This window comes from Paenibacillus sp. FSL R5-0766 (genome assembly GCF_037971845.1).
Lineage (GTDB): Bacteria > Bacillota > Bacilli > Paenibacillales > Paenibacillaceae > Paenibacillus.
Genome location: NZ_CP150227.1, coordinates 2,154,072 through 2,179,498 on the forward strand (window position 1 = coordinate 2,154,072; position 25,427 = coordinate 2,179,498).

Below are 25,427 nucleotides of genomic sequence, written 5' to 3' on the forward strand. Positions count from 1 at the left end.
GAATAACTATTAGATTATTTGAGCTTTGATATGTTAGAGTTAGGCCGAAAGATCGAACCTGACAGTTACGAACATCATCTCAAATGACAGAGAGGGGATTACGATGAACTATTTAGCTATCGTGGGCACGAATTCGGATGTGTCCACTAACCGCATGCTGCTTCAATTTATGCAAAAGCATTTTGCTAGTGAAGTCCAGATTGACTTGTTTGAAATTAAGAGTTTGCCTGCCTTTATTGAAAAAGATGAATTAGAGGATGCTGAAGTTGATATTCCTGTGAAGGTACAAGACTTACTAGATCAAATCTCTAAAGCGAAAGGTGTCATTATCGCTACTCCTGAGTATGATCACGCGATCCCTGCAGTGTTGAAAAGTGCGCTGGAATGGATCAGTTATACCACTCAAACCTTGAAAGACAAGCCTGTTCTGATTGTGGGTGCTTCACATGGTGCACTCGGTTCTTCCAGGGCACAAGCGCATCTTAGACAAATCCTGGATTCCCCTGAGCTTGGTGCGAGATTGATGCCTAGCAGCGAGTTTCTTTTGGGAAAATCACAGAGTGCGTTTGATAGCAGTGGTAATCTCATTAACGCTGACAAAGTAGCGGAGCTTGCCGAAATCTTCAATGAGTTTGTTTTGTTTACAGAGATCACTACGGAACTGCTATCAAAAAGGACGTTGAAGAAAAAAACGAAAAAATTTTCCTGGCAAGAGTAGGGGGCTAATCACAATGAAAATCATAGCGATCGTTGGCACAAATGCAAAGAAATCGTATAATCGCAAGCTGCTTCAGTTCATACAAAAGCATTTTGAGTCCAGAGCAGCCATTGAAATCCTCGATATTACAGATGTTCCGATGTTTAATCAGTCCGATAACCAAACAAACAGTGCAATTATACAATCGTTTAATGAAAAAATTATGGCAAGTGATGGTGTCATTATTGCGACTCCAGAATATAACCATTCCATCCCTTCATCCCTTAAAAGCCTGCTGGAATGGTTGAGCTTTGAAATCCATCCGCTGGCTGGTAAACCCGTGATGATCATTGGTGCGTCACAGGGAACACAAGGTTCCTCGCGTGCACAGCTGCATCTTCGTCAAATTCTGGATGCACCAGGTGTCGAAGCTAACGTGATGCCAGGGTATGAGTTTTTACTTGGAACTGCACATAAAGCATTTGACGAATCAGGTAACCTGAACAATGAAGGAACGATCGATTTCCTGGAAACATGTTTCCTGCGATTCCTGCGGTTTGCCAAAATTTCAAATCAGCTCAACGAAGAAGAGGAGTTTACCTATAGACCCGGTGTGTATGAGATCAATGCCATAGGTCACAGTGGCAATCTGCCGATGAAGGTATCCTTTAGTGAAAATAGAATTGAAAGCATCGATATCGATTCGAAGGGTGAAACCGAAGGCATCGCCGATGTTGTTTTTGTAAGAATTCCGAATAAAATCATTGAGGGACAGACGCTGAATGTAGATGCTCTCTCAGGTGCTTCTGAAACCAGTAATGCTGTCATCAATGGTGTAGCCAAAGCGGTTAAGCTTGCCGGAGTGAACCCTGACATCCTGAAAAGACGTCCAAAACCTGCCAGCAGCCAGATGAAAGATGACGAAGAATACACTTGCGATGTGGTCATTGTAGGTGGAGGTGGCGCAGGACTCAGTGCTGCTGCTACAGCTTTACAACAAGGAGCAAGTGCGATTGTACTTGAGAAATATCCTGCTGTTGGGGGAAATACGATCCGCTCAGGTGGTCCTGTCAATGCTGCAGATCCTGTATGGCAACAACAGTTCACTGAGAATCCAGGGGAAAGACAGACGATTGAGAATTTATTAAGTACCGATGAGAGCTTGATCCATCCAGAATATGTAGATGATTTCCATGCACTCAAAGAAGAGTTTAATGCGTATCAGGAACAGTTCGGCACAGAAAAGGCTTATTTATTCGACTCCCCACTTCTTCACAGAATGCAAACGTATTTTGGGGGCAAACGTACGGACCTGAATGGGAGCATGATCTATGGACAATACGATCTGGTCAAAGTACTTACAGACCGTGCCTTGGAAAGTGTGCAATGGCTTGAGGATATCGGTGTTGAATACGATAAAAGCATCGTGTTTGCTCCAGTGGGTGCCCTTTGGCGTCGCGGTCATAAACCTGTGAAAAGTTATGGCTCTGCATTTATCATTGCACTTAGCAAATATGTAGAAGAGAATAAGGGGAAAATTATTACAGATAGCCCGGTTAAACAACTGATCATCGAAGATGGAGAAATAACAGGTGTCATCGCAACCGGAGTTAACGGACAGAAAATTACCATTCATGCAAAAGCGGTTGTTCTTGCTAGTGGTGGTTTTGGTGCAAATACACAGATGCTCAAGGAATATAACACGTACTGGAGCCATATTGACGATGATATCAAAACAACAAATTCCTATGCGATGACTGGTGATGGAATATCACTTGGTAAGAGTGCAGGAGCAGCACTGACAGGCATGGGCTTCACTCAAATGATGCCGGTAGCCGATCCGGATACGGGCGAACTCTTCAGTGGACTGCAAGTACCGCCTGAAAACTTTGTCATTGTTAATAAAAAGGGAGAACGATTTGTTAATGAATTCTCTGGACGAGATGTCCTAACGAAAGCAGCTATCGAGCAGGGAAGTTTATTTTACCTGATTGCGGATGACGAGATCAAGAAAACGGCAGCGAACACAAGCCAGGAAAAGATAGACCGTCAAGTCGAAGCAGGTACCTTGTTCAGAGCCGATACCATAGAAGAACTGGCCGTGAGAATCAATATGGAACCTGAAGTTCTTAGAAATACGATTGATAAGTATAACTCATATGTGGATGCTGGCTTTGATCCGGAGTTCCATAAGGATACGTTTAGCTTAAAAGTTGAGAAGTCTCCATTCTATGCTACGCCTAGAAAGCCGGCGGTTCACCATACAATGGGTGGTATCAAGATCGATACCCAAACTCGCGTATTGGATGAAAACGGTCAGCCGATTGCACATCTTTATGCCGCTGGGGAAGTTGCAGGAGGCATACATGCAGGCAACCGTTTAGGCGGTAATGCCTTGACGGATATCTTTACTTTTGGACGAATCGCTGGTAAGACTGCTGTTGATGAAATGAATGATTAGAATGTTATAAAATAAGAAATATAGATCACTCCAGGTTCCATAGTAAAGAACCCGCTTAACACAAGGATTTTCGAGTGTTAAGCGGGTTTTTTTGATGTGGAAATGGTTTGGTTTTGTGGTCGTGTTCACACGAATGTTCTCAGACCCCAAACCAAGCCCGGTGAAGGGCGGATACGCCTTCTGTAATATCCTCAATACTCAATCCACCAAAACCAATCTGAACCATGGATTGCTCCGCTTGAGCTGGTTGCGCCCAAAAGGGGGATACCGGGTAGACCTGGACACCTTCCTTCTCAGCAGTAGCAATCAGCTTGTGTTCATCCATTCCGTTATGCACACGCAACAAAATATGAAGTCCTGCATCCTCACCAATGATGGTAACTCGAGCACCCATCATCTTCTGAATCATTGAAATAAGTGTGAATTGCTTCTGTCGATATACCTTCCTCATCTTGCGAATGTGGGCTTCCCAATGTCCATTACTCATAAACAGTTCTAAGGTGTTCTGCTGAAAATGAGAGACCGTTTGATCATATAATCGGTAGTCTTGTTTACGGTGTAGCTCTAACATGGTCTGTGGTAGAACTATATATGCAATTCGTAATGAAGGAAGAAGGCACTTTGAAAATGTCCCCAGGTAAACGGTTCGCTGTTGAGTATCCAGGCTTTGCAGGGAAGGTATCGGTTTGCCGACATATCTGAACTCACTATCATAATCGTCCTCAATAATGATCCCATTCTGATCTGTTGCCCATTTTAGTAATTGCATTCTCTTGGCCAGCGGCATGACCATTCCATAGGGGAACTGATGTGACGGTGTAATGTAGACGATGCGGGAATTGCTTTTGTATAACTTATGGATATGAAGTCCATCTGCTTCCAGCGGAATCGGGTGAATGTCCAAACCTTTATGTTGAAAAACCGTCCGAACACCGTCATATCCCGGGTCTTCCATCGCGATACCATGACTAACGTTACCTATTAATCCAGATAACACACCGAGCAGGTATTGAACACCAGCTCCAATTATAATTTGATCAGGTGAACAATTTACTCCCCTAGAGCTGTGCAGGTAATTTGCAATTTCAGATCGAAGTCCCGGTTCTCCAAGAGGATCACCATAAGAGAACAACTTCATTTGGTTCTGGAGCAAGCTCTGATTGGATAACTTGCGCCAAGTGGCAAATGGAAAATGCTCGGCATCTACGTCACCATAACGAAAATTGTATCGAATCTCTGGGCTATCCTGAATACTGTTTTCCAACCAATCCTTACTCACTACATGGGACAAGGGTAATGCTTCCAGCTTCAAATCCATTATGTATAAGCCACTTCTAGGTCTGCTCTGGACATAACCTTCGGCTAATAATTGTTGATACGCCATATACACTGTATTACGGCTAATGTGGAGGTGGCTGGACAGTGAGCGAATAGAGGGAAGTCGAGTATGGGCTGGTAACTTTCCGTTCAAAATATCTTTCTTAATATAGTGATAAAGCTGAGCGTATAACGGATCTCCAGACTCTCTGTTCAACAATAATGTCAAATCAATCATGCTAATCCTCCTCGTTGCAGGAACTGACCCTGTTATTTTGTTGAGAGTTGTCACTACTTATGGGGTCAACCGATGGTTACAATTATATCAGTTCCAGTCGAATTAAAAAGATATCAGTCTACTGGATTACTATTGTTGTAGGAGGAGAAGGAATGAACAAACCTATAGATGTTATGGAACGAATAGAAAATCCGTCAACACAAGCGTTGCACAACTTCAATCAACACCCTGGTTTCCGCCGCATGTTTGCCCCGGACCAGTTGACAATCGGGCTGTTTTTACCACTTAAATTTTATAAAGGTCATATGGATGTTCTAAAAGGTCAAGCTGACCTCGTGGAAAGCATTGATCAACGAAATTTTGCAGCCGTATGGGTGCGAGATGTTCCTTTATTTGATCCTGCCTTTGGAGATGCTGGACAAGTATTTGATCCATTTATCTATCTTGCCTATCTTGCTGCAAGAACCCAAAACGTCTCCCTGGTAACAGGAAGCGCGATCTTCACACTTCGCCATCCGATTGATTTAGCCAAGGCAGCTGCATCCATTGATGTACTTTCGGGCGGACGACTTGTGCTAGGGATTGCTTCCGGCGACCGACCTGCTGAGTTTCCGGCTTATGGGATAGATGGGGAGCAGCGTGATGTGCGATTCCGGGAGACGGTGGAGTTTTTTCGTGAGCTTATACAGGATAGAACTGGCGCAATTCAATCTTCTCTTGGTCAATTGAAAGGGCTTGAATTGCTCCCGAAGCCCGCAGCCGGTGGCATTCCGCTCGTTGTGACGGGTTCAAGCAGGCAGTCTTTAGATTGGATTGCGGAGAACAGTGACGGCTGGCTCACATATCCCGAAGCAACGGCAAACGAATCCGGTCCCCAAATGCTCGGTCATAAGATTAGTGCTTGGCGTGAAAAAATACCTAATGGCATGTTCAAGCCGCATATGACCAACGAATGGATTGATCTGGTGGAAGATGTCAATTATCCTCGAACACCGCTTCGAGGTGGGTACATATTACGTACAGGTCGGGCAGGTTTGATTCAGCTTTTGGAGGAATGGCGAACAGTCGGCGTTAATCATGCTGCACTAGGCATTCATTTTTCGAGTCGGCCTCCTGCTGAGGTGATTCAGGAGTTGGCAGAGGAAGTATTGCCCCTCTTTCCCACGCATGTGGGTCCGAAGCCGTTGTTTACAGGGTGGTAGAGCATAAAATTATTGCCTGATGACACAAGTGGCTTTTCTCCGCATTTCTGTTAACGATCAGAAGAGTATCGATCCGCTGACAGCGATAAGGTCAGGGGTTCGATCCCCTAGGTACCATAACGAAAAAGACGTCATTACGAAATATATTATGGCGTTTTTTTCGTTATGGATTGTTCAGGTAGTGAATGCGTAGCTTAGTCCGCGTGCGTGCATGAAGCTGTAAATCGACTAGATACAGCAGATCAGGAATGATGCCAAAGGTATGACACAGTCTTTATGTAAGCGCTCTAATTTAATATAGACAAGGGATGTCGACGGTGATAATATTGTTTCTATAAGAAACTATATTGTTCTTATCAAATATAATTATAAGGACTTCATTCTTAAGTATACGAATAACGCCCTGTGCTAAAGAATTTTAATTGTTTGGTGCTTGAGCGTAACGAGAGGGATGGGAAATATTATGAGTATAATTGAAACAACAATTGAATCTTTTGACGGTACTCGGCTATATTCTAGTAAAAATTTAGTTAGTGATGCAAAAGCCGCTGTCGTTATTGTTCACGGACTAGCTGAGCATGCAGGGCGCTACGATTATTTGACACAGAAGCTGAATCAGCGTGGGTTTAGCGTGTATCGGTTTGACCATCGTGGTCATGCCAGATCCGAGGGACAGCGAACGTTCTATAAAGAATTTGATCATCTTATTGAAGATGTTCATGTCATTGTCGAGGCGGCATTGCGAGAGAGTGGCGATCTTCCGCTGTTTATCATCGGACATAGTATGGGCGGTTTTGCAACCTCGTCCTTTGGAACGAAATATCCAGGCAAGGTCAAAGGCATCGTGCTCTCCGGAGCCCTCACTCGATACAATACAAAAGTTGCCGGAGAACTGCCAATGGATCTTCCTGCAGGCACGTATTTCCTAAATGAGCTGGGCAGCGGCGTATGTAGTGATCCCGCAGTTGTATCCGCTTACGCCAATGACCCACTGGTTGAAAAGCAGATCTCTGTAGATTTATTTAACAGCTTGGGAAATGGCATAACATGGCTCAAGGAGAACCCCAAGCAGTTTACAGATCCCGTGCTTGTACTACATGGGGCCAATGATGGACTGGTCAGCGAAAAGGATTCCCGTGACTTTTACGGCGATATCGCTTCGACGGATAAAACACTCAAAATTTATGCTCATCTGATGCATGAGATCTTTAATGAACCGACTCGTGATGATGTTATTGAAGAAGCAATTACATGGATTGAAAAACGAATCTGATTTCAGTAGAGTAAGAGAGAATCTGAACATGAAAGGGATTACTCATGAAATTAGATTGGATGGGCGACCATCGGGAACTGATTGAGAAAATTATCAAATACGGTAATGCGTACTCGAACACTTACAAGTTGCAACGAAGTTATGGTACAGACATGATGTTCTCGGCTTCACAGATTCAGACGCTGGAATACATTCTGGAAGCTGAGGACAAAGAAGAGAAGATGTCGGAAATGGCCGCACGCTTGGGCGTAAGCCGCAGTACATTTTCCAAGAATGTGAAGAATCTGACGGAAAAAGGTCTACTCGAAAAATTTCATTTAAGCGGCAACCGCAAAGACATTTACGTCAAACCTTCACCGAAAGGTCGCGAGGTATATGCGAAGTATACCGAATTTGTAAGGGAGCTTTGCTTTGATGAAATTTTCAAGTATGCAGATCAGATTTCAGAAGCAGATAAGCAGAACTTTGTTCGCATCATGGATCTGTTTGCCGACGTGCTCGTCTGGTATGGTGAAAAAGAACAGGAAGCGCGCAAGTTAATCAGAATTGATTCATCTGAGACATGAACCTTGAAAATTAAGGGCACCAGCCCATTCCCTCCGCGAATGTCCGTCATACAGTATAAAGTGCTTGATGCAGCAGAGGCTGTAGGACAATTATTCAGCAGGGAGTGGGATGTGTGAAATCATCAACCAAGCTTACCGGACGGGTTATTTACAAAGGTGATCCAGGATATGAAGCGGCGCGTAAGAACTGGGACCCGCATACGGACAGATTTCCCAAAGTTTTTGTTTTTGCCCAAAAGACGAAGGATGTATCCAACGCTATCCGATGGGCTCGAGAAAATAATGTACCGATCAGGCCGCGGAGCGGCAGACATGCGCTTGAAGTAAACCTTTCACAAGTTAATGGTGGAATTGTCATTGATGTAAGTGATCTGAATTCCATCAAACTTGATAAAAAAAATGGAACCGTTGTTGTGGGTACGGGTAACCGAGTAGGGAGAATTGCGAATACCCTTGCCAAGCAAGGTTTCATAGCTCCTTTTGGTGACAGCCCTACTGTAGGGATCGGTGGAATTACGTTAGGTGGGGGAATTGGGCCTCTCCAGCGTACGATCGGTCTCATCAGTGATAACCTGCTTGAGGTAGAGATGGTGGACGCCAAAGGAAAAGTGATTCGGGCTAATAAAAATCGTAATTCGGATCTCTTTTGGGCCTCGCGGGGAGGAGGCGGCGGTAACTTCGGAGTATACACACGTTACAAATTCAAAGTGCGCCGTGCTCCAGCGAAAGCAACTGTATTTAAGATCACCTGGCCATGGTCTCAATTCGAAAAGGTGCTCAAAGTATGGCAGAGGTGGGCTCCCTCTGTGGATACAAGACTGGGCAGCGAGTTGTCCATCGGACCGAAAAAGGGTGGCAATGTTGTCATGGAGGGGCTGTTCCTAGGGTCAAAAACAGAGGCACTCCGTCTATTGCAGCCGATTACGAGTGTTGGCACACCGACAAGTTCCATTGTTCGTTTGTTACCTTACACGGAAGTTGTGAAGTTCTTATTACAACCTGATCCGACCGAGACTCAACGGTATAGCAACCAGTTCTCGTCCGGTTTTGGACGAAAACCATTCCCCGACAAAGCCATTAAATCGATGCGAACATTTTTGGAGAACCTGGAAGAGGGACCAGGCGGATTCTATTTCCTCAACTGGGGCGGAGCAGTAAGTCGCAAATCACCTAGATCAACCGCCTTCTTCTGGCGTAAAGAGAAGTTCTATGTGGAATGGACCAGTACGTGGCTCAAACCATCCCATGCCGCCAAAAATATCGCACTCGCTCGTAATACTCGCAAGAAATTGCAACCATACATTGTGGGTTCCTATATCAACGTTCCAGACCAAGGGATCAAAAATTCCGGTCCAGTGTACTATGGAGCCAACTATGCCAGACTGCGGAGAGTCAAAGCCAAGTATGACCCGAAAAATGTGTTCAACAATCCACAAAGTATCACTCCGGCTCGGATAGTGTAAGGTAGAGCCATTCATTTTTTAATAGCAGCTAGTGCTAATTAGAAGTTAAATTCATCTGTGTATTATTAATAATAAAGACACGTCTTTTATGGCGTGTCTTATTGATATTTATGGTAGTATAGATGCCAAAACGATATATGAAACGATACAGTTGCTGTTCGACACTTGAATGGAGGTTTGGCTCATGTATGCACCGATCTTATCTACGAAATTAACCATTCCAGTTCAGCGCTCCCATGTAGTCGATCGTCCCCGCCTGTATGTCCGTTTGGACGAGGGGATGCATGCTAAACTCATATTGGTCTCTGCTCCTGCAGGATCAGGCAAAACACTACTAGTCAATCAATGGGTTAAGTTTTCTTCAATAGGTACAGCTTGGCTTTCGCTGGAAGAAGCAGATAACGATCCTTCACGTTTTTTGACATATCTATGTGCTTCGTTACAGACGATTGTCCCCAAGCTTGCTGAAGGAATCATGGGATTTGTTCAATCTTCCGAGCCGCCACCGATCGAGACCATTATTACATACCTTCTTAATGAAGTTTCTCAAATAACAAATCATTTTGTACTTGTTCTGGATGATTATCATCTCATGACTTCAGAAGTGATCCATCAAGCGCTTGCCTACTTACTGAGGCACATGCCCCCGCATATGCATATCGTCATGACTACGCGTCAGCAACCCAAGTTACCTTTGGCTCGACTGCGGGCAAAGGGGGAATTGATTGAAATACGTGGTAGTGATCTGCGGTTTACTTCTGCCGAATGCAGTGAGTTTTTGGATCGGGTCATGGGATTGAAACTTTCAGAGGAACATGTCGCTCTCCTTGAAAAACGAACAGAAGGCTGGGTGGCCGGGTTGCAGTTAGCGGCCTTATCCATGCAGGGTTCTTCTGATCCAAATCACTTTATGGAAACGTTCAGTGGCAGAGACCCATTTGTTCTGGACTATCTAATGGAAGAAATATTACAAGGGCTAACCGAACAGGTACAGAACTTTTTGTTGAAAACGTGCATGTTGGATCGATTATGCGGTTCATTGTGTGATGCGATCTTTAATATAGATGAACCAAAGGAACATGAATCCGTTGATTTTACCGGACAGGACATGTTGGAGTGGCTGGAGCAAGCCAATCTTTTCATCGTTCCCTTGGACAATGAGAGGCGATGGTATCGTTACCATCATCTATTTGCAGATTTATTGCGTAAAAGAGTACACCAGAATTCAAATTATGCCGGCACAGCTGACACCAATCTGTCTGTTACTGAGATACATAAGCGAGCGAGCATCTGGTATGAGAAGCATCAAATGGAGCTGGAGGCTTTCAATCATGCTGTAGCTGCGGCAGATACTCATCGGGCATCGGATCTGTTGGAAGGTAAAGGTATGCCACTTCTTTTTCGCGGGGGTGCTGCTCCTGCCTTGCAATGGTTGAGTTCTCTATCCTCAGCAGAAATGGATTCAATACCTTCCTTATGGGTGATGCATGCGGCTGCGTTATTAGTATCAGGACATATGATAGACGTCGTGCCCAAATTGCAGTCTGCTGAACAAGCGTTACAAAATATGGAACCTGAAAAGATCAATTCTGATCTCATCGGACATATCGCTTCCATCCGAGCCACGCTGGCTGTCAGCCGGCACGATGCGGATACGATTATTACGGAGTCACTCCGAGCACTCAAATATTTGCATCCTCATAATCTGCCCATTCGTGCAGCAACAGCTTGGACCTTAGGATATGCATATCAGCTTCAGGGAAAACGTGTGGAAGCCGAATTGTCCTACGAGGAATCATTATCGAACAGTACCAGGATCGGACATCATATCATCACGATGATGGCGACACTGGGCGTGGGGAATATGCAGGAATCCAACAATCAGCTACACCTGGCGGATGAAGCCTATCAGCAGGTGGTACATATGGCAGGTAAGCCACCGCTACCCATAGCATGTGAAGCCCATTTGGGTCTGGCGCGAGTTCATTATGAATGGAATAACCTTGATGAGGCGATGTTGCACGCTCAACAGAGTGTGCAGTTGGCACATCAATTTGTCCAAACGGACAGGGTTGTTGCAAGTGAGTTATGGCTCGCCCGAGTGACGCTTGCGAAGGCGGATCTTCATCAAGCCGCTATCATGTTAGATAGAATCAACGAAACGGCCCAACGGTTAAATTTTACAAAGGCGATCCCTGATATTACTGCTGCATACGTTCTTGTGCTCCTTCGTCAGGGTGATCTGAAAAAAGCAATGCGATTATCATGGGACAGTAATCATGCGCTTAGTCAGGCCAGAGTATTGCTGAAGCAGGGTAACACCTTGGAGGCACTTGGTATGATGGAATCCTGTCTTCGCTTGGCCATAACCAAAGGCTTCAAGGATGAACAGCTCAAGGCAATAATCCTTCTGGCGGTTATTCATGAGGAACATGGAAATAGAACACAAGCTATCGAGCTCCTGACTGAGGCCATGATGATGGCAGAGCCAGCAGGCTTCATTCGTGTATTTGTAGACGAAGGTGTTGTCGTGTACAGTCTTTTGAAGAGTATGAGAGCACGCGGTGACTCGCATTTATATCTGCTTCAATTACTGGCTGCATTTGATGAAAGTGAGGACAACAGAATAGAAATGATTTCGGAAGAGACAGATGTATTTCCATACGTTTCTGAACTGCGAATTGATCCGTTAAGTGTGAGAGAGCTCGAAGTATTACATCTGATTGCGCAGGGAAGATCCAATCGGGAGATTAGTGAGATACTTCATATTGCGCTGCCTACCGTGAAAGGACATAACCGGATTATTTTTGACAAAATGCAGGTGAAGCGACGAACCGAAGCCGTGGCAAAAGCACGTGAATGGAAACTCCTGTAACGGGTGTATCCTTGAAACGATACTTTAGTATCTAGGGGCCGAACCCACTTCCCGATATACTCATGGCAAACAGGAACATGTGGGGGGAAAGATATGAGAGCTATCATATGTACGAAGTATGGATCACCAGATGTGTTGCAGCTTAAAGACATAGCGAAGCCATCACCCAAAGATCATGAGATTCAGATTAAAATACACGCAACAACTGTAACATCCGGGGACTGCAGAGTTCGTGGTTCCAATGTTCCGTTTCTGTACTGGGTACCGATGCGTCTTTTTTTGGGATTCCGAAAACCTCGAAATTCGGTCCTGGGCGTAGAGTTGGCAGGAGAAGTTACGGCGATTGGCAAGGAAGTAAAGCAATTTAAGTTAGGTGATCAGGTGTATGCCATCAATGGATTGTCTTTTGGTGCCCATGCTCAGTATATATGTCTGTCCGAAGAGGATCCAGTCGCTCTGAAACCCCTCAACGCAACGTATGAGGAAGCAGCAGCAATTCCGTTTGGTGGAACTACGGCCTTATATTTTCTGCGCAAAGGAAACATTAAACGGGGAATGAAAGTGCTCATCTATGGAGCTTCGGGAGCCGTAGGAACTGCTGCTGTACAGCTTGCGAAATATTTTGGAGCAGAAGTGACGGGGGTATGCAGTACAACGAATGTGGAGTTCGCGAAGTCACTTGGTGCCGAGCATGTTATAGATTATATGAAGGAAGACTTCACAAAAACAAGTCAGCGGTATGATCTGATATTGGATGCAGTTGGAAAAATCTCGAAAGTTCAGTGTCGGCCCCTATTGGCACCTAACGGCACATATGTCACTGTTGATGGGCAAGGCATCGCAAGGGTTACTGCGAAGGATCTGATACTTCTTAAAGAGTTGATGGAGGCTGGTGAGATGCAAGCGGTGATTGATAGACGTTATGCCTTGGAGCAAATTCGGGAAGCTTATCGTTATGTGGAAACAGGGCGAAAGAGGGGAAATGTCGTGATTACGGTCAAACATGAGAACTAATTGGCAGTGTGCCGAACTTACTTTTCAAAGGAATGAAAAAGCCACCCTCGGTCATATGACCAAGAGCGGCTTTTTCACATGTTAGATACGCATGGCAGTTAATGAGCTATTAAGCTTTAACTTGTTCTCCAGCAAATACTTCAACGTTCATTGGAGCGGCCATGAATGCTGCTGCTTGTTGAACAAAAGCTTGGAAATGCGCGCTTGTGTTGTGGGAAGCTGTAGCAGCTTCATCTTTCCACAGCTCGATCATCGTGTATTGTTGTTCGTGTTCTGTGCTTTTTGCCAGGTCGTAGCTGATGTTACCTTCTTCTTGGCGTGTTGCAGCAATCAGTTCTTTCGCAGATGCGAGGAATGCTTGCTCTTGGTCCGGTTTAACTTGCAGATGAGCGTGAATGATAATCATAATGTATAACCTCCATATTGTGTTTGTTTGGAATGTGTTAAGAATGTATGCTTATTGACCAATATAATCGAGACTTATAGGGAAACCCTCCCTGATATTATGCCCAAGTTGTGATGGTTTCTACAGGCAGACGGTAGGAAGGGTGACCTTCTTTGGCCGATTTACCGATCGAGATCAACATAACGGGTTGATAACGCTCTTTGTCCATGCCAAATGCTTCTGCAATTTGATCTTTCTCATAACCACCAATTGGGTTGGTGTCATAACCATGCGCACGTGCAGCAAGCATCAATTGCATGGAAGCAAGGCCAGCATCGATCAGGTTAACGTCGCGAAGATCGGAAGCAGCCATCTTTTCGTAATAAGGCATTACAGTTTTGAGCTGCATATCCTTAATGTCTTGTGGCATGTAACCAAGTTCTACAGCTTTACCAAAAATCTCATCCATGTATTCAACGTTGTTCATATCAATAAATACGCCAATAACAGCGGCAGAAGTTAACACTTGATTTTGATTAAATCTCGCAAGTGGAGCAAGCTTTTCTTTACCTTCAGCCGTATCAACAACCAGAAAACGCCAAGGCTGCAAATTGATCGAAGATGGTGCACGGGAAGCTTCGGACAGAATTTCTGTCATCTCTTCACGGCTGATTTTCACTTCAGGATCGTAAAGTTTAACAGAACGGCGACCGTAGGTAATTTCGTTAAAATCATTGGTTTTTTGGAATTTGCTTTGAATTGTACTCATGATGGATCTCTCCTCTATATATGGGTTTAGAAATTGTTGTGCATACGTTCCAGGAGATCCGCGAGTGACTGAACTTCGTCTTCACTGAAATCCTGTAAAATCTGGTTGATAAAATTGGTCTTCTCTGCTTTGTAGCCTTCAATCTGCTTCCGACCGTGGTCCGTCAGACGAACAAAAGTGACCCGATTATCTTCGGGGTTCTTGCGTCTTGTAACCATCAGGTCCGCCTCAAGCTGTTTCAAGTGGCGTGTAATCGCAGCACTATCAATGTTAATGATTTTCTGCAGCATGGATTGGTTAATCTCATCTACCTGATCCAGCTCATGCAGAATTTCGAAGCGAGAGGAACTGATACCTGTACAGCGTTCAAACTTGGGACTGATTTTGTTACCCAACACGTTTAACAGATTGATGATTTGTTCTTCTTTGGAAACAATACGTGTCATGACTAGACCTCCCGGGTGAATCTGAATCATGAACAACGGCGTATGTTAACCAATGATTAATGTTGCAGTATACAATGCCATTGCCTAATGATTATTTGGATGCTCTCGATCATTGATGTATCAATATTTGATGCGTCAATCATTGATGGCTCAATTAATATATCATGCCTTTTATGATTTTGCAACAGGTTAGAAAATGTTGCTGATTCTAGTGTTATTATCCCGCTACGTTACATTGCAGTCCGTATATGTTGTCCAAATGGGTAAGTTAATATTGATTGTTTATGTTATTGAGAATTATTATCAACTAACTTATAATGAAATGTACATCATGATCGAAAATAACAGGCAAGTTCATAACAGCAACAAGAAGGTATGTCGATGTAATTTGGCGGGAGGGAAAGTACAGCGGATATGAATTTGAATGATCACATCAGGTTGTGGAATCATGTTTTTGTCAAAATACTGGATGTACGCCAGAACGCTTTGCATCCCGGGGAGAAGCTGAAGAACTATCAACTACCAGCGAGTACCTATCTATATATCACCGATGGGAGTGCACGGATACGAATGGATCAACACAGATACATCGTGGAGGGATTCCACATCATTCATGGAGGCAAACAGGCGAATTTAAACATGGAGACGGATTCGGGCGTGGTGTATTATATGATTTTGTACAAAGCCATTCTGGCCTTGCCCTGTGGGATGGAAATCCAGCATCTGATGGACCATGAACGTCCGTTCCAGGACCAATACGCACTTGTACCAACCCGTCCGCTGCACATGTATCAGTGTATGGAGGAATTAAAACAGGAGTGGGAACAGTCCACTAAGCTTGCAAAGTTACATGCCAAAACCTTATTTCATCAATGGGTATATTCTTTGTTGGCAGACATATACGAACAATCCATTCAGCCACATAAACCGGATACGGTCACACAGGCTATTGAATACATGAATGCTCATCTCCATAAGCCCATAGCTCTTGACGTAATGGCAGAAGCAATGGAATGCAGTGTGGGGCACTTGTCCAGGTTGTTCAAACAAAAGTTAAACATCAGTCCCATCCAGTATCTTGGACAGATCCGAATGGAGAGGGCAGCACATCTTCTGGTGCATACCCGTGCTACGCTGCAACAGATTGCAGAACAGGTCGGCTATCCGGATGCACATTCACTGAGCCGCAGCTTCAAAAAAATAAAAGGTCTTTCTCCAATTCGCTACAAAAAAGGAGTAAGCCAACGGTTTAACAAGTCGAAACAGACATTGGTATTGAACAACAAGCAAGATTTGCCCAGTATAATGCAAGAAAATGCCCTTCATTCGTTACATTCCCAGCTATATAATGATATTGATTATCAATATCAAAAGAATGTTGGAGGGGAATTAATAATGCAAGGAAAATTCAAAATGACAGCACTAAGCATGATGCTGTGTCTAACGCTATTGCTCACGGCCTGTTCCAGTCCGGCACCGTCTGCAAGTGGTACGCAAACAGAGACCAATGCGGCTACTACACAATCGGGTAACCAGACAACGGAGACAGGGAAATCGACTGCACAACCGGAGACGCGGACGGTCTCCACAATGAGGGGAGATGTGGTAATTCCGGCCAATCCTCAGCGTGTTGCTTCAGATCAATATATGGGGTACCTGCTGAAACTGGGCATTGTACCGATTGGTGTAAGAACATTTATGCTGAACGAAGGATGGATTGAAAAGTCTGGCATTGCTTCTGATGTTATAGCGAGTATTGAGGATTTGGGAGGAGAGTTCCCAATGAATCTGGAGAAATTAGTGTCACTTGAGCCGGATCTCATCATCGGTTCCATTGATAAAAATATTGAGGATTACGAAAAAATTGCAACGACCGTCTTTTTACCTTATTGGGAAGGCGATAAAACTTCTGGTCCACTGGAAAAGCTGCGCCGGATTGCTGGTGTTTTTGGTAAAGAGAAGGAAGCAGAGCAATGGATCACGACATATGAAGAGAATATCGAAGAGACTAAGAAGCAGATTGATGGTGTAATTAAAGAAGGCGAGACCGTATCCATCATTCAAATAGGATACAAAGCGTTGTATGTACTTGGTGCAGAAGGTGGGAACTATGGTAGTTCCACGATCTATGAGATGCTGAAACTGCCTCCTACTCAGCAAGCACTCGATATGAAGGATGGATTCGAGACGATCTCCCTTGAAGTACTGCCTGAGTATATGGGAGATCATATCTTCTTATATGGTTCGGGTAGCGAAGACGCCAAAGAGATCCTGAACAGCGAGGTGTGGAAACGTCTGCCTGCTGTGCAGAAAGGACAAGTTTACGTCTATGGTTCCTTGGATGGTACAGAGGATGAGTTCGTCATGGAAGATCCCTATTCACTGGAGTTGCAGTTAGATAGTATAAAGAATTTACTATTGGGAGCTAAAAAATAGAGTTAATTAGTTCACACAGAATCGGATCAGAACGGGGAGGGGACGTGAGCATGGAGGAGAATGATTGGATCAAACGACTGGAGCAACTACATTTCTCTGCTGTCCACGTCTACCATTACTCTAGCAGTCCGGGGGCTGTCCATCATCGGATATGGAAAAGGTTCGCCATTTGCAGGGTCATCGCTGGCAAGGGATCTGTGTCTATGGATAACATTGTACATACGGTGTCTCAAGACGATTGGTTTTTGTTGAAGCCAGGAATGCATGTGGAGTTTCAGACAGATATGGGAGCACCTGTCCGATATCAGATCATTTTATTTTCTTGTGTTACACTTACTCGGCGTCAGAATGCTTGGCATACCGAGGCATTTGATCTCCCTGTGACGGGCAAGCTTAATGTTCCTTCCAATACACGTGATATTCAGGAGATGATGGATACCCTGATGAATGGAAAGTACTCCATCAAGAGTCTTGAGAAGACGCGCAGGAAACATCTTTTGCATCAGTTGTTGATTCAGTTAATGATGCACGTGAAAGAAGCAACTACCCCTGTAACAGGGATGGATCTGGCACTTGAATATATGACGCATCAGTATATGGAAGACATTCGAATGGATCAGATGGCCCGCATGGCAGGTCTTAGTGTGAATCATTTTATAAGAACATTCAAACGGCAACTCAATATGACCCCGATTGAATATATAATGAAACTACGTATGACGAAGGCCAAGCAGCTGTTATTTTCTTCAGATAAAATCAAGGAAATTGCGGAGCAAGTGGGTTATAAGGACGAGCACTATTTCAGCAGAGTCTTCAAGAAAAATGAAGGAATCGCCCCAACGTTGTATATGAAAAATAAAGTGAATCGTATTGCGACCTTGTATTACGGGTTGGACGATTTTGTGATCACGCTCGGTTTGAGGCCAGTATCCGTTTTATCCTATGGTCAGAGGGTGGTTCGTCATGTTGCCATACCTGTGCTTCAAGCACACAGTCATCAGGGACTTATTCTGGATAGCTTCAATCAGAACTATGATGATTTGAGGCGAGTCCAACCGGATCTGATCATTACAAGTGATCGTTTGGAGCCAAATGACTCCCTGCATCGGATCGCGCCTACCACCATGCTGGAGCACACCAACCATTTTGGCGAGAGGCTTCTGTATATGGCGGACATTATGGGCCGCACCGAACAGGCTGTACAGTGGATTGAACAGCATGCTGAACTGAGCCGGGTGCTTCGAGGACGCATTCAATCGAGGTGGGGGAAACAGAGTGCCATGTTCATCCGGGTGACTTCTCATTTCTACCGAATGTATGGGTTGAATAACCAGACAGGGGCCCTGTTGTATGATGATCTGGGATTTTATTTGCCTCGTGATTTTCCGGAACAACAGTGGGCTGTAGAGAGTAAAGTTTGCGATTTGCAGTTATACGACGCGGATCATGTGTTTGTAATGGTCGATCCCACAGAAGAGGCACGTGCTCAACTGAGGCAATTACAGCAATCCAGTGCATGGTTGGCATTAAAGGCTGTTCAAGAAGGCCATGTATATAATGCAGGAGATATTTTCTTCAAAACGCTGGGTCCCACCGGACGCATGTGGGCCATGCGATATGTGGCAGAGCAACTTGGGGTTACCTTACGGTGATATTGTGCAAGAGAAGAGAGTGGAATAATCCATGGTAAGCCTGTACGCTTTTCCCTACTATAGTGATAATGATTATTATTATTAAATAGTAGAGGGGATTTACTACAAATGGTAAGACAGAGAGCAACAACGATGATACTGTTTGCCCTGCTTGTGCTCGTTCTGACGGCATGTAGCAAGGCAACAGAAGCAACGCCTCCGCAACAGGATACACCTGTGGAAGAGAGTGGTACACAAACGATTGAGCATCTTAAAGGAACAACGGTTGTACCGCAAAAAATAGAGCGTATGGTGGTATTATCTGCTGCTTACATCGATCACATGTTGACGATTGGTGAGAAACCAGCAGGCGTTAATGTAGAAGTTCGTTACGGAGGAGATTATTTGCCTTACTTTGCAGATCAGCTTGCCGGCATTCCAACGGTAGGGTCTGCAGACAGTCCTAACCTGGAGGCTATCCTTCAGATTGATCCGGATGTCATCGTTATTGAGAGTCGAACTGCGGAGAGTACGTATGATCAGTTGGAGAAAATCGCTCCGACGATTGTACTTGGTACTGAATGGCTGGATTTTGTTGATGATACAACATATTGGACACAGGATCTGTTGACCATTGCCGGGATGTACAACAAAGTGGATCTGGCAAAAGAAAAGATAGCCGAGGTAGAGCAGCAGGCGAAGCAATTAAAAGCGAAGATCGAACAACTGGATCAAAAAAAGTTGGCTTATCTGCGTGTAAGAGAGAAGACCTTACAAATTTACGCGGCAAAAGGACATCCAACCAACACACTTTTGTATCATGATCTTGGATTTGTGCCAACGACTGTGACACCTGCCGAACAACGTGAGGATTTGTCCATGGAGAAAATTGCAGATGTGGATGCTGATTTCGTAGTTCTGGAGATTGACCCGAATGCCGATGAGTATTTAAACAACATCAATGCAAGCTCACTCTGGAAGGGAGTACCGGCTGTTGGTACAGATCAGGTCTATACGACAGATTCCTTCTGGTTGTTTAAGGGCTGGGGAGCAATTGGGCGAAGCGAGATTATCAACGAAGTTGAAGACATGATTAATAGATGAGACGTTATCCAAGACATGATTATTCAGAGATGTCGGAAGCGTTACAGCAATTTTTTGTGACGACGATCCAAGCGACTTGTGATGATTCCAAGTATCCTTTCCATGTGAAAGATCTGCTGAATGAAGAGAAACGAAACTTGATATTGCGTGAACAGGCTGTGCAGCAAGGGCTTCAATTGGGCGGCAAAGGAAGTGTGGCCGTCGGTACACTTTTTGCCAAACGTTACTCCGTATTTGTTATGTCCGTAATCTCAGCTTTCAGTCTATACGATACTATACTTAGTGTTGCAGACGATGATGTGCGGTTTGAATTGAATGGAGCAGGTGGCATGCGATATGAGACTCGGCTGAAGAGCTCCTTGTTGGAGGGGGGAGATCCTGTTCAGCGCAGATCAGAGAGTGGCTTGCTCAAGAAGAGAATGCTGTTACATCTGGAACCTGTTCTACGAGCAGTGGCCGTCGCTACAGGAGCGAACGATAAGGTCATGTGGTCTCTGGTTGCGCATAATGTGCAACAATTGTATGCACGAATGATTAATGATGAGAGCATATGGAAGACAGATGAACGGCTTGAACAGATCAAGGAAGATCAAAACATATGGCTTGAAGAACAAACTGAAAATGCATTTACATTTGCCAATGAGCTACAGTGCTTCGAACATTCCGGGTGGCAGGGACCGCCGTTCCTGATACGCCGATATTGTTGTTTGGCATATCAGGTTGGAGACGGAAGTCATACACATGGGTATTGTGACAGTTGTCCGAAGCTGGATTCGGAATCCCGATTGCGTAAACTTCTCCAGCAGTGAACAGACACTCTTGTACCGCATGGTACGAATCTGTTTCAGACGATTACGTTGAACCTGGGCAGTGGTGCTACAAATGGCATTGTGTGGTCTGTGCATGAGATCACCTAAACACTTCTCAACGGATTATGCCTATGGACAAATTCGTAAAGTTGTAATAAGTTAGTTTGAAGATATTCGAAATATCTTTTGGAAATTGGACTAACAAGTGAGGTGGATTTCATGATTCCTATTTTGGGACGCATTAACGAATTAAGTCGAAAACAACGCAGCAGCGTCGGTTTGACAAAAGCAGAACAAAGCGAGCAGCACGAGCTTAGAAAACAATATTTGCAGGCTATTCGAGGTCAGGTACTGACAACCATGCTGGCAGTATCCGTTGTGGACCCGCTGGGGCATGATGTGACCCCTGAGAAATTAACCAATGAAAAATTGCAGCGCCGGGAACAGGCCGGCCAATAGCATTCCTTTAAAAGACAGACCAAGGTTACATCTTGGTCTGTCTTTTTTATTTTCTGTAAAGCATCCATCTAGAAGAAAGCTCATCAAAGAAGAGGATACCGCCCAGTTAGGATTTCGTGTGAATTAACAAGCATGTTAGATATTTTTAGTTTTGATGACAATAAAGCTACCGCGAACTTTAAATGATCTCGGATAACTCATATAATAACGCTAATATATTTCAGCAATACAAGGTTAAATCACAATCATCCTCAATAATATCTAACAAAAAACTTACATCAAATAATCAAAGAAAGACTAGTTCATATATGTATCTCGAAAGGGTTGATGAATCATGAGTCTGGAGGCTTTGAATGAACGTGTGAAGAATGATCTGGCGTTTTTGTCATTTGGTGGAGCAAACTGGGTGCGTTCAAGAGAACATGCGGATGGTCATGTCTATGATGTTGTCATTGTGGGTGGAGGACAGAGTGGATTAGGGGCGGCATTTGGACTTCTACGGGAACGGATCTCCAATATTGTGGTCATTGACGAGAATGCATCGGGGCTTGAAGGACCTTGGGAGACTTATGCACGTATGGTTACTTTGCGCACACCCAAGCATCTGACTTCCATCGATCTGGGTATCCCCTCGTTAACCTTTCGGTCATGGTGGGAAGCACAGGTTGGGCCCGAAGGTTGGGAAGAGGTAGACAAGATCCCGCGTGGAGACTGGATGAATTATTTACGATGGTATCGGGAAGTGCTGAATCTGCCTGTGTTTAATGAGGTGAAATTAACGCTGGTTGAGCCTATAGAGAACGGAATACATCGACTTCATGTGAACAAGGCAGGAACTCAGATGGACGTTATCCTTGCTCGCAAAGTAGTGTTTGCTACGGGAATACAAGGTGGTGGAGAGTGGCATGTGCCATCCATGATTGCGGATAGATTACCTCGGGATCGGTATGCCCATACGTCTGAAGCGATTGATTTTGATCGGTTAAAAGGTAAAAGGGTTGCTGTGCTTGGCGGCGGTGCTTCTGCATTCGATAATGCGAGTTATGCCCTTGCCACGGGTGTGGCGGAAGCTCATGTATTTGTGCGGCGGGAACAACTGCCAAGTGTTAATCCCATTCGTCAGATGGAACAATCCGGTATGATTGAGCGATACCACGCTCTGCCGGTTGCTGATAAATATGAAGTGATCTCTCACTTCTTCAAATTCAATCAACCGCCAACCAACGATACGTTTAATCGTGCGGCAGCCTGGCCTGGATTCGAACTGCATTTGAATTCGCCTTGGCTGAGTGTAGAAGCGACGGACCAAGGTGCGATTGTGCACACGGCAAAGGGAGCATTTACGTTTGATTTTCTGATTATTAGCACAGGTCTGCTTAGTGATCCGGCACTCCGTCCTGAACTGAAGCTTGTGGAGCCGTACATCGCGCGTTGGCAGGACTGTTACCAGGCTCCGCCAGAACATCGCAATGCATTGTTGGACGCACATCCATACCTGAGTTCCGGGTTTGCAATGACGAGCAGGAGCGAAGAGGGTGAGAAAACGTTGCACGGTCTGTTTGTATTCAACTACTCTGCACTTGCCAGTTGTGGTCTGTCGGCATCGGCAATATCGGGAACCAAGAGCGCGGTGCCCAAACTGGTCTCTGCCATAGCGGATCAGTTGTTCCTCGATGATCGGGAGGTTATTTTACAACAATTCTATGCGTATGAAGAACAGGAATTTACCGCTACGTGGGTGAAAAGTGGTGCACTCGCTGAGTAATTGCACTCTATAATATTGTGAACGTGTGGCATCTGTTGCTGCACGTTTTTTTGTTTTTCATATGATGAAGGTTACACTTGCCTTTAATTTGTTGTAAAATGTCGGTTGGAACATGTTAAAGGCAGGGATAATAGATGAATGAAATGAACTATGAACAATTTAGAGCCCATTTGAAGAAAGCGTCGCGTAAACGAAATGTACCTTTGATTAAAATCGTTGCATTTCAAGAGAAATACATGAAAATTGAAGAAGTTCAATTTTACGATGTGGAACAAAATCATATGAGTGTTCAGGCCTGCAATACGTTGTGGATGCATCTGGAGAATAAATCTTTCCGTAATATGGTGTCCCAACATTTGCAGTTTTATAGAGACATGGAGAACCTGGGTCGGCATTCCTTTGAGAATCTGATCAAAGAACTATATGATACGTCTGTTCCTGTGCTGCTCGATTACAATCCCGCTCATTATTACACCTCGGGGCAATTGGCTGAGATTCTGGTCATGGATGAGGAGCGGTTGATAGAACAATTGGAAATGGGCCGCTTCAAGGGGGCTTTTATTAATGAGGATGGCAAATGGCTTAAACCCAAACCTGATACAATGGTTGTAGAGTCCTAAACGCCATAAAGTTCCCATGATAAGCAAAATCCTGCAACGCCGCGCATCAAGCGCTGGAAGCTGCAGGATTTTTAATGAAGACGCGAAGGACAATTGGACAAGAAAATAAGTCGAAAGTTGCGGGTTTTTGAAGGTTTCTAAATTATTTTGAATGAAAGTGGTTGTTTTTTGAGGGATTTATGATACTATAGAAGCAGTTGGAGGAATGAAGATGCTGACTGAAGAACGATATGCTGCAATTATAGAGCGCTTACATTTACAGGGAATTGTGAAATTACAAGAGCTTGTTGATGTGTTAGGTGCTTCTGAATCAACGATTAGACGTGATTTGATTGATCTGGAGAGTCGTCAGATGCTCAAACGCATCCACGGCGGTGCCGCACTGGTGAATGAAAAAACGCTGGAACCAGGCATGGAAGAAAAAACATTCAAAAACATTCAACAAAAAACGACGATTGCCCGTTTGGCTGCACAGGAGATCGAAAATGGCGAATGCATTTATCTGGATGCAGGGACGACAACGTTAGCCATGATTCCTTTCATTGAAGCTAAGGATGTAACGGTTGTTACTAACGGACTTTCACATGTTGAAGCTTTGGTAAGCAAGCGTATTCGCAGTTATTTGCTCGGAGGTATGATGAAAATTCATACGAAAGCAGTCATTGGCAGTATCGCATTACAGAACATGGATAATTTCCGTTTTGATAAATGTTTTCTTGGAAGCAACGGAGTTGATCCTGAAATGGGGTATACAACACCGGATCCGGAGGAAGCCTTGATTAAAAGGCGTGCACATCAATTGTCGGGAAAATCTTATGTGCTGGCTGATTCCAGCAAAATAGGGGAAATTACTTTTGCCAAATTGTTTGATTTGGAGGAGGCCGATTTGATTACCGAGCAGATGCCAGAACATTGGCGGCCTGGAATCGCCCAGAAAACTAAAATAATTGAGGGATAACGATGATATATACGATAACACTTAACCCGTCCATTGATTACATCGTGGAAGTGGATGAGCTAAAACTTGGCGGATTGAATCGAATGAATCGGGATTTGAAGCTCCCTGGCGGCAAAGGCATTAATGTCTCTCGCATACTGAATCAACTTGGAGCAGATAACACGGCTATTGGTTTCCTTGGTGGATTCACGGGACGTTTCATTAATGACAAGTTGCAAGAAGATAACATTCGGACAGACTTTGTCACAATTGCAGACGATACTCGCATTAACATCAAGCTGAAGCATGGAGAAGAGACAGAGATTAATGGTCTTGGACCTGCAATTAGTGCCGAAGAGGCAGAGCAGTTGCTTCACAGATTGTCTTCATTGGAAAAAGGAGATATTGTCATCCTCTCCGGAAGTGTACCGCCTTCACTTGGAACGGATTTTTATGATCGTCTCATTAAAGTCTGCAAGCAGACGGGTGCCGAATTTGTGATTGATACAACTGGCCCTGCGTTAATGGAAGCTCTTGAACATGCACCATTGCTGGTGAAGCCAAATCATCATGAACTGGCTGAACTGTTTGGTGTAACGATTGATACACGCGAGGAACTGGTGTTATACGGGCGTAAGTTGCTGGAAGCCGGTGCCAAACATGTGTTGATCTCCATGGCAGGCGAGGGTGCACTATTCATTACCAAAGCGGAAGTTCATCATGCGAATGTGCCAAAAGGCACTGTGAAAAACTCGGTTGGTGCCGGTGACTCCATGATTGGCGGATTCGTAGGTACCTATGTACAGAGCGGAGATTTGCTGGAAGCTTTCCGCACAGGGGTTGCATCTGGAAGCGCAACTGCGTTCTCGGATGATCTGGCAACACGTAAATTAATTGATGAATTGCGTAATCAAGTAACCATTACGACGATCTAGTCTAACTGCCATATAAAAGGTCTTC

General features: G+C 44.5%; 21 protein-coding genes. 17 read left to right on the plus strand and 4 right to left on the minus strand.

Annotated features, from left to right (window positions below):
* Positions 1 to 103 precede the first annotated feature (103 nt).
* Positions 104 to 718 (plus strand): NADPH-dependent FMN reductase, encoded by a 615-nt coding sequence (locus MKY66_RS09775; RefSeq protein WP_076209082.1) that lies wholly within the window; start codon positions 104 to 106, stop codon positions 716 to 718.
* A 13-nt stretch (positions 719 to 731) separates the two neighbouring features.
* The gene (locus MKY66_RS09780; protein ID WP_076209081.1) at positions 732 to 3,158 is read left to right on the plus strand and encodes a flavocytochrome c; all 2,427 of its coding nucleotides are present in this window, start codon (positions 732 to 734) and stop codon (positions 3,156 to 3,158) included.
* Between the two features lie 139 nt (positions 3,159 to 3,297).
* Here the strand turns inward: MKY66_RS09780 and MKY66_RS09785 are convergent, their stop codons facing one another.
* Positions 3,298 to 4,713 (minus strand): PLP-dependent aminotransferase family protein, encoded by a 1,416-nt coding sequence (locus tag MKY66_RS09785; protein ID WP_076209080.1) that lies wholly within the window; start codon positions 4,711 to 4,713, stop codon positions 3,298 to 3,300.
* Between the two features lie 152 nt (positions 4,714 to 4,865).
* On the opposite strand from MKY66_RS09785, the gene MKY66_RS09790 reads away from it, so the two are divergent.
* The 6 genes from MKY66_RS09790 to MKY66_RS09815 all read left to right on the plus strand — a co-directional run bounded on the left by MKY66_RS09790 (position 4,866) and on the right by MKY66_RS09815 (position 13,106).
* Entirely contained in the window at positions 4,866 to 5,915 is a 1,050-nt protein-coding gene (locus MKY66_RS09790) for an LLM class oxidoreductase (protein ID WP_083656922.1), read from the plus strand.
* Between the two features lie 463 nt (positions 5,916 to 6,378).
* The gene (locus MKY66_RS09795; RefSeq protein ID WP_076209079.1) at positions 6,379 to 7,188 is read left to right on the plus strand and encodes an alpha/beta hydrolase; all 810 of its coding nucleotides are present in this window, start codon (positions 6,379 to 6,381) and stop codon (positions 7,186 to 7,188) included.
* Positions 7,189 to 7,232: 44 nt separating this feature from the next.
* Positions 7,233 to 7,754, plus strand: a complete 522-nt coding sequence (locus MKY66_RS09800) for a MarR family winged helix-turn-helix transcriptional regulator (protein WP_076209078.1) — start codon at positions 7,233 to 7,235, stop codon at positions 7,752 to 7,754.
* Positions 7,755 to 7,867: 113 nt separating this feature from the next.
* Positions 7,868 to 9,217 (plus strand): FAD-binding oxidoreductase, encoded by a 1,350-nt coding sequence (locus tag MKY66_RS09805; RefSeq protein ID WP_076209077.1) that lies wholly within the window; start codon positions 7,868 to 7,870, stop codon positions 9,215 to 9,217.
* 184 nt (positions 9,218 to 9,401) lie between these two features.
* The gene (locus MKY66_RS09810; RefSeq protein WP_076209076.1) at positions 9,402 to 12,092 is read left to right on the plus strand and encodes a LuxR C-terminal-related transcriptional regulator; all 2,691 of its coding nucleotides are present in this window, start codon (positions 9,402 to 9,404) and stop codon (positions 12,090 to 12,092) included.
* 93 nt (positions 12,093 to 12,185) lie between these two features.
* A complete protein-coding gene (locus MKY66_RS09815) occupies positions 12,186 to 13,106 on the plus strand; it encodes an NAD(P)-dependent alcohol dehydrogenase (protein ID WP_076209075.1) in 921 nt (306 codons plus the stop codon).
* Positions 13,107 to 13,215: 109 nt separating this feature from the next.
* Here MKY66_RS09815 and MKY66_RS09820 read toward each other — a convergent pair whose 3' ends face one another.
* From MKY66_RS09820 to MKY66_RS09830, 3 genes are all read right to left on the minus strand, one after another.
* Complete coding sequence (locus MKY66_RS09820) at positions 13,216 to 13,512, minus strand: putative quinol monooxygenase (RefSeq protein ID WP_076209074.1); 297 nt, start codon at positions 13,510 to 13,512, stop codon at positions 13,216 to 13,218.
* 97 nt (positions 13,513 to 13,609) lie between these two features.
* Positions 13,610 to 14,260, minus strand: a complete 651-nt coding sequence (locus MKY66_RS09825; protein WP_076209073.1) for a nitroreductase family protein — start codon at positions 14,258 to 14,260, stop codon at positions 13,610 to 13,612.
* Between the two features lie 26 nt (positions 14,261 to 14,286).
* Positions 14,287 to 14,706, minus strand: a complete 420-nt coding sequence (locus tag MKY66_RS09830) for a MarR family transcriptional regulator (RefSeq protein WP_076209072.1) — start codon at positions 14,704 to 14,706, stop codon at positions 14,287 to 14,289.
* Between the two features lie 414 nt (positions 14,707 to 15,120).
* Between MKY66_RS09830 and MKY66_RS09835 the strand changes: the two genes are divergently transcribed.
* From MKY66_RS09835 to pfkB, 9 genes are all read left to right on the plus strand, one after another.
* Positions 15,121 to 17,142 (plus strand): AraC family transcriptional regulator, encoded by a 2,022-nt coding sequence (locus MKY66_RS09835; RefSeq protein WP_076209071.1) that lies wholly within the window; start codon positions 15,121 to 15,123, stop codon positions 17,140 to 17,142.
* Between the two features lie 50 nt (positions 17,143 to 17,192).
* Positions 17,193 to 18,794: a helix-turn-helix domain-containing protein gene (locus tag MKY66_RS09840; protein ID WP_076209070.1), complete on the plus strand. Its 1,602-nt coding sequence runs from the start codon at positions 17,193 to 17,195 to the stop codon at positions 18,792 to 18,794.
* A 108-nt stretch (positions 18,795 to 18,902) separates the two neighbouring features.
* Positions 18,903 to 19,877, plus strand: a complete 975-nt coding sequence (locus tag MKY66_RS09845) for an ABC transporter substrate-binding protein (protein ID WP_076209069.1) — start codon at positions 18,903 to 18,905, stop codon at positions 19,875 to 19,877.
* Entirely contained in the window at positions 19,874 to 20,686 is an 813-nt protein-coding gene (locus MKY66_RS09850) for a (2Fe-2S)-binding protein (RefSeq protein ID WP_076209068.1), read from the plus strand. The genes MKY66_RS09845 and MKY66_RS09850 overlap by 4 nt, the downstream gene beginning before the upstream one ends.
* Before the next feature lie 219 nt (positions 20,687 to 20,905).
* Positions 20,906 to 21,145, plus strand: a complete 240-nt coding sequence (locus MKY66_RS09855) for a DUF896 domain-containing protein (protein WP_036670038.1) — start codon at positions 20,906 to 20,908, stop codon at positions 21,143 to 21,145.
* Positions 21,146 to 21,479: 334 nt separating this feature from the next.
* Complete coding sequence (locus MKY66_RS09860) at positions 21,480 to 22,910, plus strand: NAD(P)/FAD-dependent oxidoreductase (protein ID WP_076209067.1); 1,431 nt, start codon at positions 21,480 to 21,482, stop codon at positions 22,908 to 22,910.
* A 134-nt stretch (positions 22,911 to 23,044) separates the two neighbouring features.
* Positions 23,045 to 23,530, plus strand: a complete 486-nt coding sequence (locus tag MKY66_RS09865; RefSeq protein ID WP_076209066.1) for a hypothetical protein — start codon at positions 23,045 to 23,047, stop codon at positions 23,528 to 23,530.
* Positions 23,531 to 23,741: 211 nt separating this feature from the next.
* Positions 23,742 to 24,488: a DeoR/GlpR family DNA-binding transcription regulator gene (locus MKY66_RS09870; protein WP_017689448.1), complete on the plus strand. Its 747-nt coding sequence runs from the start codon at positions 23,742 to 23,744 to the stop codon at positions 24,486 to 24,488.
* Positions 24,489 to 24,490: 2 nt separating this feature from the next.
* Positions 24,491 to 25,402: a 1-phosphofructokinase gene (pfkB, locus tag MKY66_RS09875; protein ID WP_076209065.1), complete on the plus strand. Its 912-nt coding sequence runs from the start codon at positions 24,491 to 24,493 to the stop codon at positions 25,400 to 25,402.
* Positions 25,403 to 25,427 lie beyond the last annotated feature (25 nt).

Coding starts and splice junctions, on each gene's coding strand:
- MKY66_RS09830 (WP_076209072.1), bottom strand. CDS start 14,706: ATGACACGTATTGTTTCCAAAGAAGAACAAATCATCAATCTGTTAAAC.
- MKY66_RS09870 (WP_017689448.1), top strand. CDS start 23,742: ATGCTGACTGAAGAACGATATGCTGCAATTATAGAGCGCTTACATTTA.
- MKY66_RS09850 (WP_076209068.1), top strand. CDS start 19,874: ATGAGACGTTATCCAAGACATGATTATTCAGAGATGTCGGAAGCGTTA.
- MKY66_RS09860 (WP_076209067.1), top strand. CDS start 21,480: ATGAGTCTGGAGGCTTTGAATGAACGTGTGAAGAATGATCTGGCGTTT.
- pfkB (WP_076209065.1), top strand. CDS start 24,491: ATGATATATACGATAACACTTAACCCGTCCATTGATTACATCGTGGAA.
- MKY66_RS09855 (WP_036670038.1), top strand. CDS start 20,906: ATGATTCCTATTTTGGGACGCATTAACGAATTAAGTCGAAAACAACGC.
- MKY66_RS09865 (WP_076209066.1), top strand. CDS start 23,045: ATGAATGAAATGAACTATGAACAATTTAGAGCCCATTTGAAGAAAGCG.
- MKY66_RS09810 (WP_076209076.1), top strand. CDS start 9,402: ATGTATGCACCGATCTTATCTACGAAATTAACCATTCCAGTTCAGCGC.
- MKY66_RS09820 (WP_076209074.1), bottom strand. CDS start 13,512: ATGATTATCATTCACGCTCATCTGCAAGTTAAACCGGACCAAGAGCAA.
- MKY66_RS09790 (WP_083656922.1), top strand. CDS start 4,866: ATGAACAAACCTATAGATGTTATGGAACGAATAGAAAATCCGTCAACA.
- MKY66_RS09785 (WP_076209080.1), bottom strand. CDS start 4,713: ATGATTGATTTGACATTATTGTTGAACAGAGAGTCTGGAGATCCGTTA.
- MKY66_RS09845 (WP_076209069.1), top strand. CDS start 18,903: ATGGTAAGACAGAGAGCAACAACGATGATACTGTTTGCCCTGCTTGTG.
- MKY66_RS09800 (WP_076209078.1), top strand. CDS start 7,233: ATGAAATTAGATTGGATGGGCGACCATCGGGAACTGATTGAGAAAATT.
- MKY66_RS09775 (WP_076209082.1), top strand. CDS start 104: ATGAACTATTTAGCTATCGTGGGCACGAATTCGGATGTGTCCACTAAC.
- MKY66_RS09840 (WP_076209070.1), top strand. CDS start 17,193: ATGGAGGAGAATGATTGGATCAAACGACTGGAGCAACTACATTTCTCT.
- MKY66_RS09815 (WP_076209075.1), top strand. CDS start 12,186: ATGAGAGCTATCATATGTACGAAGTATGGATCACCAGATGTGTTGCAG.
- MKY66_RS09835 (WP_076209071.1), top strand. CDS start 15,121: ATGAATTTGAATGATCACATCAGGTTGTGGAATCATGTTTTTGTCAAA.
- MKY66_RS09795 (WP_076209079.1), top strand. CDS start 6,379: ATGAGTATAATTGAAACAACAATTGAATCTTTTGACGGTACTCGGCTA.
- MKY66_RS09825 (WP_076209073.1), bottom strand. CDS start 14,260: ATGAGTACAATTCAAAGCAAATTCCAAAAAACCAATGATTTTAACGAA.
- MKY66_RS09780 (WP_076209081.1), top strand. CDS start 732: ATGAAAATCATAGCGATCGTTGGCACAAATGCAAAGAAATCGTATAAT.